At 70.0% G+C, this 13,605-nt stretch carries 14 protein-coding genes; 11 read left to right on the top strand and 3 right to left on the bottom strand.

Annotated elements, in window-relative coordinates:
• Positions 1 to 100: 100 nt before the first annotated feature.
• From ABL310_RS08220 to ABL310_RS08200, 5 genes are all read left to right on the top strand, one after another.
• Positions 101 to 586, top strand: coding sequence for a MaoC family dehydratase (locus tag ABL310_RS08220; RefSeq protein WP_349371193.1), 486 nt, complete (start codon positions 101 to 103; stop codon positions 584 to 586).
• 10 nt (positions 587 to 596) lie between these two features.
• A complete protein-coding gene (locus ABL310_RS08215) occupies positions 597 to 1,463 on the top strand; it encodes a CoA ester lyase (RefSeq protein ID WP_349371192.1) in 867 nt (288 codons plus the stop codon).
• A 143-nt stretch (positions 1,464 to 1,606) separates the two neighbouring features.
• Complete coding sequence (locus tag ABL310_RS08210) at positions 1,607 to 1,873, top strand: type II toxin-antitoxin system ParD family antitoxin (protein ID WP_349371191.1); 267 nt, start codon at positions 1,607 to 1,609, stop codon at positions 1,871 to 1,873.
• Positions 1,870 to 2,274, top strand: a complete 405-nt coding sequence (locus tag ABL310_RS08205) for a hypothetical protein (protein ID WP_349371190.1) — start codon at positions 1,870 to 1,872, stop codon at positions 2,272 to 2,274. The genes ABL310_RS08210 and ABL310_RS08205 overlap by 4 nt, the downstream gene beginning before the upstream one ends.
• Before the next feature lie 206 nt (positions 2,275 to 2,480).
• Positions 2,481 to 3,698, top strand: coding sequence for an NADP-dependent isocitrate dehydrogenase (locus ABL310_RS08200; RefSeq protein WP_349371189.1), 1,218 nt, complete (start codon positions 2,481 to 2,483; stop codon positions 3,696 to 3,698).
• A 78-nt stretch (positions 3,699 to 3,776) separates the two neighbouring features.
• On the opposite strand, the gene ABL310_RS08195 is transcribed toward ABL310_RS08200, so the two are convergent.
• A complete protein-coding gene (locus tag ABL310_RS08195) occupies positions 3,777 to 5,252 on the bottom strand; it encodes a pyruvate kinase (RefSeq protein WP_349371188.1) in 1,476 nt (491 codons plus the stop codon).
• 127 nt (positions 5,253 to 5,379) lie between these two features.
• Here ABL310_RS08195 and ABL310_RS08190 point away from each other — a divergent pair.
• The 4 genes from ABL310_RS08190 (at position 5,380) to ABL310_RS08175 (ending at position 9,016) form a co-directional block, all read left to right on the top strand.
• Positions 5,380 to 6,332 (top strand): IS630 family transposase gene (locus ABL310_RS08190; protein WP_349368028.1). Its coding sequence is split into 2 segments (ribosomal slippage): positions 5,380 to 5,722 and positions 5,722 to 6,332, totalling 954 coding nucleotides; the frame shifts between segments, so codons are not numbered across the junction.
• 94 nt (positions 6,333 to 6,426) lie between these two features.
• Positions 6,427 to 7,193 (top strand): IS5 family transposase gene (locus tag ABL310_RS08185; RefSeq protein WP_349368304.1). Its coding sequence is split into 2 segments (ribosomal slippage): positions 6,427 to 6,736 and positions 6,736 to 7,193, totalling 768 coding nucleotides; the frame shifts between segments, so codons are not numbered across the junction.
• Between the two features lie 105 nt (positions 7,194 to 7,298).
• A protein-coding gene (locus tag ABL310_RS08180) for an IS630 family transposase (protein ID WP_349368028.1) occupies positions 7,299 to 8,251 on the top strand; the annotation gives its coding sequence in 2 pieces (ribosomal slippage) (positions 7,299 to 7,641 and positions 7,641 to 8,251; 954 coding nt in all).
• Positions 8,252 to 8,374: 123 nt separating this feature from the next.
• Positions 8,375 to 9,016: an exopolysaccharide biosynthesis protein gene (locus tag ABL310_RS08175; RefSeq protein WP_349371187.1), complete on the top strand. Its 642-nt coding sequence runs from the start codon at positions 8,375 to 8,377 to the stop codon at positions 9,014 to 9,016.
• Between the two features lie 19 nt (positions 9,017 to 9,035).
• Here the strand turns inward: ABL310_RS08175 and ABL310_RS08170 are convergent, their stop codons facing one another.
• Positions 9,036 to 9,461, bottom strand: a complete 426-nt coding sequence (locus ABL310_RS08170; RefSeq protein WP_349371186.1) for an Lrp/AsnC family transcriptional regulator — start codon at positions 9,459 to 9,461, stop codon at positions 9,036 to 9,038.
• 523 nt (positions 9,462 to 9,984) lie between these two features.
• Here ABL310_RS08170 and rocF point away from each other — a divergent pair.
• Both rocF and rocD read left to right on the top strand, forming a co-directional pair.
• Positions 9,985 to 10,959, top strand: coding sequence for an arginase (rocF, locus tag ABL310_RS08165; protein WP_349371185.1), 975 nt, complete (start codon positions 9,985 to 9,987; stop codon positions 10,957 to 10,959).
• A gap of 11 nt (positions 10,960 to 10,970) precedes the next feature.
• Complete coding sequence (rocD, locus tag ABL310_RS08160; RefSeq protein WP_349371184.1) at positions 10,971 to 12,182, top strand: ornithine--oxo-acid transaminase; 1,212 nt, start codon at positions 10,971 to 10,973, stop codon at positions 12,180 to 12,182.
• A 4-nt stretch (positions 12,183 to 12,186) separates the two neighbouring features.
• On the opposite strand, the gene ABL310_RS08155 is transcribed toward rocD, so the two are convergent.
• A complete protein-coding gene (locus tag ABL310_RS08155; protein ID WP_349371183.1) occupies positions 12,187 to 13,566 on the bottom strand; it encodes a cytochrome P450 in 1,380 nt (459 codons plus the stop codon).
• Positions 13,567 to 13,605 lie beyond the last annotated feature (39 nt).

The raw sequence follows: 13,605 nt of genomic DNA, 5'->3' as shown, positions 1-13,605 counted from the left end.
TCCGGGCGCGCGGCGGGCGCGAGAGCCATCATCGGCGCATCATGGTAAACGAAGGCTGAAGGCGCGCGGGCGGCCCCCGCGCGGCCACGAGGAGGACAGCATGGTCGACGAAGGGCGCCGCCACCCGCGCGGTGGGATCTATTTCGAGGATTTCGAGCCCGGCGCGGTGATTCCCCATCGCCTCACCCGCACGGTGACGCAGATGGACAACATGCTGTTCTCCAACATGACGCTCAATCCGCAGCCGCTCCACATCGACGCGCATTTCTGCGAGACGCAGACGGAGTTCGGCCGCCCTCTCCTCAACTCGCTGTTCACGCTGGGCCTGATGATCGGCATCTCGGTGAACGACACGACGGTCGGCACCACCATCGCCAATCTCGGCATGACCGACGTGACCTTCCCCGCCCCTCTCTTCGAGGGCGACACGGTGCGCTGCGAGACCGAGGTGGTCGAGAAGCGCGAATCGAAGTCGCGCCCCAATGCCGGCATCGTCACCTTCCGCCACCGCGCCTACAAGCAGGACGGCACGCTGGTTGCGCAATGCACGCGCCAGGCCTTCATGCTCAAGCGCCCGGCGGCGTGAGGAGGACGGCATGCGCTCGTATCTCTTCGTCCCCGGCGACAGCGAGAAGAAGCTCGACCGGGCGCTCTCCGCGGGCGCCGACGCGCTGATCGTCGACCTCGAGGATTCGGTCGCGCCGGGCGAGAAGGCGCGGGGCCGGGAAGTCGCCGCCGCCTTCCTCGCCCGCGCCGCCGGCGAGGCGGGCCGTCCGCGGCTGCTCGTGCGCGTCAACGCCCTCGACACCGATCTCATCGGGGCCGATCTCGATGCGGTAATGCCCGGGGCGCCGGACGGGATCGTGCTGCCCAAGGCCGCAGGCGGGCACGACGTCGCCCATCTCGCCGCCATGATCGCCGTGCGCGAGGCCGAATACGGCCTCGCCGACGGCGGAACGACGATCCTCGCCATCGCCACCGAGACGGCGAAGGGCATCTTCGCGCTCGGCACCTATCCGGGCGCGAGCCACCGGCTGCGCGGCCTCGCCTGGGGCGGCGAGGACCTCTCCGCCGACATCGGCGCGGAGGCGAACCGCGACGAGGCCGGCGCCTATACCGAGCCCTACCGGCTCGCCCGCTCGCTCACGCTGTTCGGCGCCGCCGCGGCCGAGATCGACGCGATCGACTCGGTCTACACCGCCTTCCGCGACACGGACGGCCTCGCCGCCGAATGCCGGGCGGCGCGGCGCGACGGCTTCGTGGCGAAGCTCGCCATTCACCCGGCGCAGGTGCCCGTCATCAATGCGGCCTTCACCCCCTCCCCCGAGGAGGTCGCCCGCGCCCGCGCCATCGTCGACGCCTTCGCCGCCGACCCGGGCGCCGGCGTCGTCGCGATCGAGGGCGAGATGATCGACATGCCGCACCTCAAGCGCGCCCGGCGGGTGCTGGCGCGGGCGGGGTGAGCGGGCCGACCCGAACCGGCGTTCGCCCGTCTCTCGCTTGCCGCTTGCCGAGTCTCGACAATAGGAGAGCGGTTTGCCTACCCCGTGGCTCGTTGACAATTTTTGCCAACAAGGACAATTTCGTCAGGATGAGGAGGCCTGCCATGGCTACGATGAATGTGAGCCTTCCAGACGACATGGTCGAGTTCGTCGAGGTCGAGATCCGCGAGGGCGGCTACGTTTCTGCGAGCGAGGTGGTCCGCGATGCCCTCCGTCTGCTGCGACGCGAGAAGGCTATCGAGCACGAGAAGGTCGCGATTCTCCGCAGGGAGGTCGGGATCGGCCTTGCCGATGCAGAAGAAGGAAGATTCTCCAAGAGGTCTGTAAGTGATATCGCCGATGAAGTTCGAAGGAAACACATCGGGCGATGAGCTACGAGTTGACGATGGCCGCTGAACGCGACATCGAAGAAATCCTGACGACGACACTGACGGTGTTCGGCGAAATTCAGCTGGACTCCTACACGGAGATTATCGACAAGGGGTTGGATCTGGTCGGTGCAGATCCGAACAGGGCCGGCTCCAGTGACCGTTCCGAGCTCGCGGCCGGCGTCAGATCTTTTCATCTGGAATTGGCGGCCGGTCGAAGCGGCGGCGGCGCGCACTGTTTGTATTACATCGCTGGGACGCTCTCGAACGGGAGCGACGGCGCCATCGTTCTGCGCGCTCTCCGCGAGCGCATGGAGCCGAAAAACAGGATCGCCCGATCTCTCGGCACGAAGCAGCCATCCCGTCGGAGATCCGCGACGGCGAGCGTGAAGAGAAAATCCTGACCACGTCCGAGCCCGGCACCAACAGCTGCCATGGCCTTCTCGACATCGGGCTCTCGGGTCTGCGGCCGCAGCCCGAAGGCTCCTGATCCGGATCGAGCCCGCCCCCGGCGAAAGCCGGACTTCCCCGCCAGGGCGTTAGCCGTTAAGACGCGCCGCGGAAGGGGGGCGCGCGGCGCCCCGCACGCTGATTTCGAAGAGGTCGTACGATGGCGAAGATCAAGGTCGCGAACCCCGTGGTGGAGCTCGACGGCGACGAGATGACCCGGATCATCTGGGCCTTCATCAAGGAGAAGCTGATCCACCCCTACCTCGACATCGACCTCGAGTATTACGACCTCGGCGTCGAGCACCGTGACGCCACCGACGACCAGGTCACGGTCGATGCGGCGAACGCCATCAAGAAGCACGGCGTCGGCGTGAAGTGCGCCACCATCACGCCGGACGAGCAGCGCGTCGAGGAGTTCGGCCTCAAGCAGATGTGGCGCTCGCCCAACGGCACGATCCGCAACATCCTCGGCGGCGTGATCTTCCGCGAGCCGATCATCGCCAAGAACGTGCCCCGTCTCGTGCCGGGCTGGACCCAGCCGATCATCGTCGGCCGCCACGCCTTCGGCGACCAGTACCGCGCCACCGACTTCAAGGTGCCCGGCAAGGGCCGCATGACCATCAAGTTCGAGGGCGAGGACGGCACCGTCATCGAGAAGGAGGTGTTCCAGTTCCCGGGCGCCGGCGTCGCGATGGCGATGTACAATCTCGACGAGTCGATCCGCGACTTCGCCCGCGCCTCGATGAACTACGGCCTCAACCGCAAGTACCCGGTCTACCTGTCGACCAAGAACACCATCCTCAAGGCCTACGACGGGCGCTTCAAGGACCTGTTCCAGGAGGTCTACGAGGCCGAGTTCGCCGACAAGTTCAAGGCGGCCGGCATCACCTACGAGCACCGCCTGATCGACGACATGGTCGCCTCGGCGCTGAAGTGGTCGGGCGGCTACGTCTGGGCCTGCAAGAACTACGACGGCGACGTGCAGTCGGACACGGTCGCCCAGGGCTTCGGCTCGCTCGGCCTGATGACCTCGGTGCTGATGACGCCGGACGGGCAGACGGTGGAGGCCGAGGCCGCCCACGGCACGGTGACGCGCCATTACCGCGAGCACCAGAAGGGCAAGGAGACCTCGACCAACTCCATCGCCTCGATCTTCGCCTGGACGCGGGGCCTCGCCCACCGCGCCAAGCTCGACGGCAACGAGGACCTCAAGCGCTTCGCCGATACGCTGGAGACGGTCTGCATCGACACGGTCGAGGCCGGCCACATGACGAAGGACCTCGCGCTGCTGGTGGGCCCCGACCAGCCCTGGCTGACGACGACGGGCTTCCTCGACAAGGTCGACGAGAACCTGAGGAAGGCGATGGCGGCGGGCTGATCGCCGCTCGCGCGCATCGCGACGACACAACGAGGGGCCCGGCCGGCGACGGCCGGGCTTCTTTCGTGTCGACCGCCCTCACCAGGTCCTGAGCGCCCGCAGGGTCGGCGTCTTCTTCGACTGGTGCTCGGCCATGCGGCGGAAGAGCCCGTCGAGCGCCTCGATGGCGGCGACGACGTTGGGGCCCTTGTTGAGCATTACGCATTCGGCGCGCGCCGCCATGGCGGCGTCCGTCATCTCGCCGCGGGACGGGAGCCCCGACTTGACGAGCTTCTCCAGCACCTGCGTCGCCCAGATCACGGGGACGTGGGCGGCCTCCGAGAGCCAGAGCAGCTCCTCCTGCATCTCGGCGAGACGCGAAAAGCCGATCTCCACGGCGAGATCGCCGCGGGCGATCATCACGGCGAAGGGCTGGCGCCCGGCGGCGGCGACGATGATCTCGGGCAGGTTGCGCACGGCGACCGGCGTCTCGATCTTCGCCACGATCCCGATCTCGCGCCAGCGGGCGCTGCGCGCCGAAAGCTCGCCCTGGAGCCGGCGGATGTCGTCTGCCGTCTGGACGAAGGAATAGCCGATCATGTCGGCGTGGCGCACGACGAAGTCGAGATCCGCGCGGTCCTTGTCCGTCAGCGGGTCGAGGGCGAGCGCCGTCTCGGGGAAGTTGAGGCCCTTCTCCGGCCTGAGCTTCGCGCCGCCGAGCTTGGCCTGATCGACGGCGACGACGAGCGCCTCGCCCGCGCGCGCCACCACCGCGCCCGAGAAGCGACCGTCGTCGATCGAGATCCGCGCGCCCTCGCCGATGGCGTCGAGGATGGCGGGCGCGGTGCAGGTCGCCTGGAACGGGTAGGCCGCGGCGAGGTCGGGCGCGAGGCGGCGCCCGACCAGAAGCCGGTCCCCGACGCCGATGCGGGCGCGATCGGCGGGCGTGCGGACCTCGCCGGTGCGGATCTTCGGCCCGGCGATGTCCATCAGGATCTTCAGCGGACGTCCGGTGGCTCGCTCGGCCGCGCGGGCATGCGCGATCATCGCCTCCCAGGCCGCCGGGCCGTCGTGGGCGCAGTTGATCCGCACGGCGTCCGCACCGGCGGCGGCGATGGCGTGGAGGAGAGCGGGGTCGTGCGCCGCGTCGCTGGGGAGCGTGACGAGGATGCGCCCCTGGCGCGTCTCGCGCGGCGACCCGAACAGGGCGGCCGTGGCCGCCTGCAGCCGGGCCTCGCCACGGAAGAACTGCCGCCGCGACGGCGCGCGGCGCCGCGTCGTCTCGCCCGCGAGGGCGGCGAGCGCCACGATGGCGGCGTCGAGGGTCGCCAGCACGCGGCCCTCGAGCCGCCCGAGCGAGGAGAGGCCGCGCAGCATCAGCTCGCGCTGGAGCCGGCGATGATCATGCTTCCGCAGCGCGAGGTAATGCGCGAGGTTCAGCGCCCCCGCAGCGAAGGCGGGCGTGCCGAGATCGTCACGGGACGCGCGGAAGCGCCGGCGGCCCTCGGCGGCGACCTCGTCGCGCAGGGCCTCGAGCTCCGCGAGCAGCGCTGTCGTCTCGGCCCCGGCCGCCATCACACTCTCCCCGTACGCGAACTTCCCGCCTCTAGAGCAGATCGCTTCCTGATGGAATCGCGCGGGGGATTCCCTTCGAGGCCAGTTCGTGATTCACGGTAGAGGCTGGCGGAGGAGGCCAGCCGCCATGACGAAGCCCCTCTCGATGGATCTGAGGCAGCGCGTCCTCGCTGCGGTCGATGCCGGCATGAGCCGCCGGGCCGCGGCGGACCGCTTCGGGATCGCGCCGTCCGCGGCGGTGAAGTGGTTCAACCTTCGGCGCGAGACGGGCTCGGTCGCGCCGCGGGCGCAAGGCGGCGACACGCGGTCCGGGCGGATCGAGGCGCTCGGCCCGGTCATCCTCGCGATGGTGGAGGAGGCGCCGGATCTCACCCTCGTCGAGATCGCCGAGCGGCTCGAGCGCGAGCACGGCGAGCGCTTCGCGCCCTCGACGGTGCACCGCTTCTTCGGCCGCCACGGCCTGACGTTCAAAAAAAGTCCGGCCACGCCAGCGAGCAGGACCGCGCCGACGTCGCCGCGGCCCGCGAGGCCTGGTTCGAGGAGCAGCCCGAGCTCGACCCGCAGCGGCTGATCTTCATCGACGAGACCTGGCTCAACACCAAGATGGCGCGGTTGCGGGGCCGCGCCCCCGAAGGCGAGCGCCTGCGCGCCGGCATCCCTCACGGCCATTGGCGCACCACGACCTTCGTGGCCGGGCTCAGGATCGGCGGGATCGACGCGCCGATGCTGATCGACGGCGCGATCAACGCGGCGAGCTTCCTCGCCTACGTCCAGCAGGTCCTGGTTCCGACGCTGAGCCCCGGCGACGTGGTGATCATGGACAACCTCGCCAGCCACAAGACCCCCGCCGTGCGCGAGGCCATCGAGGCGGCCGGAGCCGAGCTGCGCTTCCTGCCGCCCTACAGCCCGGACTTCAACCCCATCGAGAACGCCTTCGCCAAGCTGAAGGCCCTGCTCAGGAAGGTCGCCGCCCGGACGCGCGACGCCCTCTGGAGCGCCGTCGCCGACGCCATCGAAGCCTTCCCGCCAGAGGAATGCGCGAACTTCTTCACCGCAGCAGGATATGAACCCGAGTGGTGAGAATCTGCTCTAGGCTCTGGCCCCATAAACGGCAAAGCGGATTTGATCGCTCGAGCGTAGGATGATTCAACCTTCCTGATCGAGGGAGGATTCGATGCGCCGCCATGAGCTGACCGACGAGGAATGGGCGATCATCCAGCCGCTTCTGCCGAACAAGGTGCGCGGCGTGCCCCGGGTGGACGACAGGCGGGTGATCAACGGGATCGTCTGGCGCTTCCGGACGGGTGCGCCCTGGCGCGACGTGCCCGAGCGCTACGGCCCGCGCACGACGCTCTACAACCGCTTCGTCCGATGGCGGAAAGCAGGCGTCTGGGACCGAATTCTGGACGCCGTCTCAGAGGCTTACGACGGCGACATCGTGATGATCGACAGCTCCTGCGTCCGCGTCCACCAGCACGGGGCCGCGGGAAAAAGGGGGATTCGGAGGCCGCCGGAGATGGTCGCATGGGACGTTCCCGCGGCGGCCTGACGACCAAGATCCACGCCCTCGTCGATGCGGAAGGGCGGCCGGTTCGCCTCCTGCTCACCGCAGGGCAGGCAAACGACGCACCGGCCTGCGAGCAGCTCCTTCCGCTCGTCGCGAAAGACGCCATCCTGATCGCCGACCGCGCCTACGACACGAACGCGATCCGCGCGACGGTGACCGAACGCGGCGCCTGGGCGAACATCCCGCCCCGCGCGATCCGAAAGGGCAGCTTCCCGTTCAGCTCCTGGCTCTACCGCCAGCGAAACCTCGTTGAGCGCTTCTTCAATCGCATCAAGCACTTCCGCGGCCTCGCCACGCGCTACGACCGCTCGCCCGACAACTTCCTCGCCGCGCTCAAGCTCGCCGCGATCCGGATTTGGCTTGCCGCGAAATGAGTCCGCATCCTAGAGCAGATCGCTTCCTGATGGAATCGCGCGGGGGATTCCCTTCGAGGCCAGTTCGTGATTCACGGTAGAGGCTGGCGGAGGAGGCCAGCCGCCATGACGAAGCCCCTCTCGATGGATCTGAGGCAGCGCGTCCTCGCTGCGGTCGATGCCGGCATGAGCCGCCGGGCCGCGGCGGACCGCTTCGGGATCGCGCCGTCCGCGGCGGTGAAGTGGTTCAACCTTCGGCGCGAGACGGGCTCGGTCGCGCCGCGGGCGCAAGGCGGCGACACGCGGTCCGGGCGGATCGAGGCGCTCGGCCCGGTCATCCTCGCGATGGTGGAGGAGGCGCCGGATCTCACCCTCGTCGAGATCGCCGAGCGGCTCGAGCGCGAGCACGGCGAGCGCTTCGCGCCCTCGACGGTGCACCGCTTCTTCGGCCGCCACGGCCTGACGTTCAAAAAAAGTCCGGCCACGCCAGCGAGCAGGACCGCGCCGACGTCGCCGCGGCCCGCGAGGCCTGGTTCGAGGAGCAGCCCGAGCTCGACCCGCAGCGGCTGATCTTCATCGACGAGACCTGGCTCAACACCAAGATGGCGCGGTTGCGGGGCCGCGCCCCCGAAGGCGAGCGCCTGCGCGCCGGCATCCCTCACGGCCATTGGCGCACCACGACCTTCGTGGCCGGGCTCAGGATCGGCGGGATCGACGCGCCGATGCTGATCGACGGCGCGATCAACGCGGCGAGCTTCCTCGCCTACGTCCAGCAGGTCCTGGTTCCGACGCTGAGCCCCGGCGACGTGGTGATCATGGACAACCTCGCCAGCCACAAGACCCCCGCCGTGCGCGAGGCCATCGAGGCGGCCGGAGCCGAGCTGCGCTTCCTGCCGCCCTACAGCCCGGACTTCAACCCCATCGAGAACGCCTTCGCCAAGCTGAAGGCCCTGCTCAGGAAGGTCGCCGCCCGGACGCGCGACGCCCTCTGGAGCGCCGTCGCCGACGCCATCGAAGCCTTCCCGCCAGAGGAATGCGCGAACTTCTTCACCGCAGCAGGATATGAACCCGAGTGGTGAGAATCTGCTCTAGCCGGCTCGCTTGACAGGAACATGTCGGCGCGCGGGCCGCCGCGGTGGACTTCCCCGCCGCTTCCCGCTACGAGCGCGCCGACGCGGCTCCTCGCGTCCCCGAGGCCGAGCATGACCGACACCCGCCCGTCCGACGACGCCGCCGCCGCGGATCCCGCCCATCCGCACGAGAGCGCCTCCGACGTCCTCGCCCGCGTGGCGGAGACGACGCCGGGCGACCGCATTCCTCTCGGCGAGCTGATCGACGCGCTCGGCGAGCGCACCTTCGGGCTCGTCATGCTGGTGCTGGCCCTGCCGACCGCGATCCCCTTCCTCTACGGCGTGCCGCAGGTCGTCTCGATCCCGATGGTGTTCGTGGCGGCCCAGCTCGTGATCGGCCGCAGGGCCCTGTGGCTGCCCGAGGGCCTGCGCGCCCGCTCGTTCTCCAAGGCGGACTACGCCGCGATGATCGCCCGCGCCCGGCCCTGGCTGCTGCGCTTCGAGCGCTTGTCGCGGCCGCGGCTCGTCGTGCTCACCCGCCCGCCGCTCGACCAGCTGGTGGGCGTCGCGATGCTGATCGCCTCGCTCTCCATCGCCGTGCCGCTGCCGCTCACCAACACGGTGCCGGGCATCGGCGTCGCCATCCTGGCGCTCGGGCTCATCGAGCGCGACGGGCTCCTGGTGCTGGGCGGCGCGCTGGTGGCGCTCGTCTGGATCGGCTTCCTCGCCTTCGCCGGGACGACCGTGGTCGCGGCGATCCTGAGCCTGTTCTGAGCGGCCTCCAGGCTCGCTCTCACAGCTCGCTGAGGCAGATGTTCGTCTCCGAATGCGCGACGCCGGGCACCGCTCGGATGTCGGTGATGGTGGCGTCGAGGGCGGCGAGGTCGGTGGTCGCGATCTCGCAGACGAGGTCCCAGCGCCCGTTGGTCGAGTAGATCCGCGTCACCGGCGGCAGGCGCTTGAGGCGCGCTACGACCGGCTTCAGGTCGCCGGAGCGGACCTCCAGCGTGATGAAGGCCTTCACCGCCGCGGTCTCGACATCGGCGCGCAGCCGCACGGTGAAGCCGATGAGCACGCGCCGCTCGACGAGCTTGTCGATGCGGTTCTGCACCGTCCCGCGCGAGACGCGAAGCCGCTGCGCCAGGCTCGCCACCGGCAGCCGTGCGTCGGCGCGCAGCAGCGCGATGAGCGCACGATCGAGATCGTCGAGGCCTTCCATACGAGTCTCCGTTCGGGGCGGCGGGAATTCCCCTGTTCCTGGTGGCTGGACGAGTCTCGAATCGACGCCGTTCGAGACTGGTGCGAGCGGCTCGGCCGCTCGTCCTTCTCCCTTGGAGAAGGTGCCCCCGAAGGGGCGGATGTGGGTCGTGATGCAGCGCGAGCCGTGACAGAACCTGCTCGACGCTGCTGGTTCGCACGGCATCGGCGTCGAGACGGTTCTGCACGACCCACACCCCCGACCCCTCGCCACAAGGGCGAGGGGAGTCCGTCGGCGCTCCAGGCTTCAGGTCGCGACCATCCCGCAAAAGGGTTTCGCCGCAGGAGATGCGTGCATCGACGAGCCAGAGCCGAGAGGGGAGAGCCTGCATCGGCGACACAATCATATTGCGCAAACCGACTGACGATATGCCCCCTCGAGCGCCCCACATTGCCACATCTCTGGCTTTCTGTTGACCCCGGTCACGCACATATTCCGATCCGATGCCGCGCCACGAGCGAGACCGTGCGGCCGGAGGCGAGACATGGTTCATGCGCTGGGGGCGAGCGAGGTCGCCCGTACGGAGATTTCCCTGGTCGGCGTGCCGCTGGAGGACGGCGCCGGCCTGCGCGGCTGCACGATGGGGCCCGGCGCCTTCCGCGCCGCGGGTCTCGTCGAGGTCCTGCGCGACCTCGGCCATACCGTCCGAGACGAAGGCGACCTGCCCGCGCCCCGCCCCGTCGGCGGCGAGGCGGCGCTCAACGCCCTCGCCGAGACCTGCCGGAACGTGCGCGAGATCGCCGGCTGGACCCGGGCCCTGCACGATCGCGGCTACACGCTGATGAAGCGCGGCGGCGTGCCGGTCTTCATGGGCGGCGACCACGCGCTGTCCATGGGCTCCGTCGCCGCGGCGGCGCGGATCGCCGAGGAACGCGGCCACGACCTCGTCGTGCTCTGGCTCGACGCCCATGCCGACTTCAACACTCCGGCGACCTCGCCGTCCGGAAACATGCACGGCATGGCGCTCGCCTATCTCACCGGCGAGCCGGCGCTCGCGCCCGTCATGGAGGACATCACGCCGCTCGACCCGACGAAGATCCACCTCTTCGGCCTGCGCTCCATCGATCCGCAGGAGCGGCACATCGTCGACGCGAGGGGCGTCACCGTCTCGGACATGCGCGTCATCGACGAGTTCGGCGCGGCCGCGCTGATGCGCGACTTCCTGGCGAGCCTCGATCCGGAGAGAACGCATCTGCACGTCTCGCTCGACGTCGACTTCCTCGATCCCGGCCTCGCGCCGGGCGTCGGCACCACCGTGCCCGGCGGCGCGACCTATCGCGAGGCGCATCTCGTGATGGAGCTCCTCCACGAATGCGGCCTCGTGCGCTCGGTCGACCTCGTCGAGCTCAACCCCTTCCTGGACGAGCGGGGCAAGAGCGCGCGGCTGATGACCGAACTCGTCGCGAGCCTGTTCGGTCGCACCATTCTCGACCGCAAGCCGCTGAGGCCGGCCGCATGACGGAGGAGCGCATGACCCATCACGCGAACGACCTGATCGCCCTCGAGACGCGGCTCGGCGCGCACAATTACAAGCCGCTCGACGTCGTGATCGAGCGCGGCTCGGGCGTCTGGCTCTGGGACGTCGAGGGCAAGCGCTATCTCGACTGCCTCTCCGCCTATTCCGCCGTGAACCAGGGCCATTGCCACCCGAAGATCCGCGAGGCGATGATCGCCCAGTCGGAGAAGCTCACCCTCACCTCGCGCGCCTTCCGCAACGACCAGCTGCCGTTCTTCTACGAGGAGATCGCGGCGCTCACCGGCGCGCACACCGTGCTGCCGATGAATTCGGGCGCGGAGGCGGTGGAGAGCGCGGTGAAGGCCGTGCGCAAATGGGGCTACGAGGTCAAGGGCGTGCCCGAAGGCCGGGCCGAGATCGTGGTGGCGCGCGAAAACTTTCACGGCCGCACGCTCGGCATCGTCGGCTTCTCCACCGATCCCGACGCCCGCGGCGGCTTCGGACCCTTCGCGCCGGGCTTCGTCGCCGTGCCCTTCGGCGACGAAGCCGCGCTCGAGGCCGCCATCGGCCCGAACACCGTCGCGGTGCTGCTCGAGCCGATCCAGGGCGAGGCCGGGGTGATCATCCCTCCGCCAGGCTATTTCCGGCGCGTGCGCGAGCTGTGCACGGCGCACGGCGTCACGCTCGTCCTCGACGAGATCCAGACCGGGCTCGGCCGCACCGGCAGGCTGCTCGCCGAGGAGCACGAGGGGATCGAGGCGGACGTCACCCTCGTCGGCAAGGCGCTGTCCGGCGGGTTCTACCCGGTCTCCGCGGTGCTCTCGAATTCCGAGGTGCTGGGCGTGCTCAAGCCCGGCCAGCACGGCTCCACCTTCGGCGGCAACCCGCTCGCCTGCGCCATCGCCCGCGCGGCGCTGCGGGTGCTCGTCGAGGAGGGGATGATCGAGAATTCCGCCGCCATGGGCGCGCGGATGACGGCGGGGCTCGAGGCCATCCGCTCGAACCTCGTGCGCGAGGTGCGCGGCCGCGGCCTGATGCTCGCGGTCGAGCTGCACCCCGAGGTCGGCGGCGCGCGGCGCGTGGTCGAGGCCCTGCGCGAGCGCGGCGTGCTCGCCAAGGACACGCACGAGCACACGATCCGCCTCGCCCCGCCCCTCGTCATCCGCGAGGAGGAGGTCGACCTCGCGGTGGAGGCGATGGCGCAGGCGCTCGCCGCCTGCGGCTGACGCGTCAGCGCCGCAGCGTCACCCGCATCGGCAGACCGCCGCGGGGGCGAAGAGTGACACGCTGGACCGGCTCGATCCGATGTGCGGGATCGAGGTCGAGGCGCACGAGGCGGACCGTCTCCGCCAGCGCGATCAGGGCCTCCTGCATGGAGAAGGTGTTGCCGATGCACACCCGCGGGCCGGCGCCGAAGGGCAGGTAGGCGTAGCGGTCGATCGTCTCGCGCCGCGGCGACAGGAAGCGGCCGGGATCGAACACATCCGGGTCGTCCCACAGGAGCTTGTGCCGGTGCACCACCCAGGGCGCGATCATCACGATCGAGCCCGCCGGCAGGCGCAGGCCCTCGATCCGGTCCTCCTTGATCGCCTCGCGGCTCATGAAGGCGGCGGGCGGATAGAGCCGCATCGTCTCCTCGAGCACGGCCTTGGCGTAGGGCAGCCGGGCCGCGTGCTCGGCCGTCACCGGCTCGCCGCCGAGAACCGCGTCGACCTCCGCCTCGAGCCGCGCGCGCACGGTCTCGTCCTGCGAGATCAGGTAGAAGGCCCAGGTGAGCAGGTTCGCCGTCGTCTCGTGCCCGGCGGCGATGAAGGTGACGATGTTGGCGCTGACGTCGATGTCGGAGAGGCCCTGCCCCGTCTCGGGGTCGCGCGCCTCGAGCAGCAGCGTCAGCAGGTCGCGCGGCACCGCCTCCCCCGCCTCGACGCGGGCGCGGCGGGTCGCGATCAGCTCGGAGACCACCTTCTCGAAAAAGGCGATGGAGGGGCGCGCCTGGATGCGGCCGAGCCGCGGCAGCCAGTCCGGCATGCCGAGGACGTCCATCGGGTCGATGGGCCCCACCGCGTCGAACAGGCGCGTGATGGCGCGCCCGAGTGCGTCGGGGTCGCGCTGGAGGCCGTGGGTGAAGATCGTGCGCTCGAGCACGTCGAGGGTGAGCCGGGTCGTCTCCACCGCCATGTCGAGGGTGCGGCCTTCGCGGCGGGCGACGCGGCGCACGAGCCTGTGGGACGCCGCCGCCATCGCCTCGCCGAAGGAGGCGACGGTGCGCGCCGAGAACATCGGCGCCAGCGTCCGGCGCAGCATGCGCCAGTCCTCGCCCTCGGCGGTGAACAGGCCCGGCCCGATGACGCGCCGGGTGAGCTCGTCCTTGCGATAGTTGGCGGCGTTGTCGAGCAGCACCCGGCGGATGCCGCGGGGCTCGGACAGCACCAGGACGCGCCCGAGCACGCCCTTGCCGTAGACGACGGGCTTCTCGAAATGGTCGCGGGTCCAGGTGGCGAGCGGGTTGTCGCGCGCCTGGCGCAGGAAGGAGAACAGGTCCGGCGGCGCCCGGCGCGGGATGGGCGCGGGGGGACGGAAGCGGGGGGCGACGACGACGGGCTCGTCCATGCTCTCTCCTGGCGCGCGATGCTCGGGACCGCGATTCTA

The organism is Salinarimonas sp. (assembly GCF_040111675.1).
GTDB lineage: Bacteria > Pseudomonadota > Alphaproteobacteria > Rhizobiales > Beijerinckiaceae > Salinarimonas.
The sequence above is the reverse complement of the archived record's forward strand: the minus strand, read 5'-3'. Positions and strand labels throughout refer to the sequence as shown.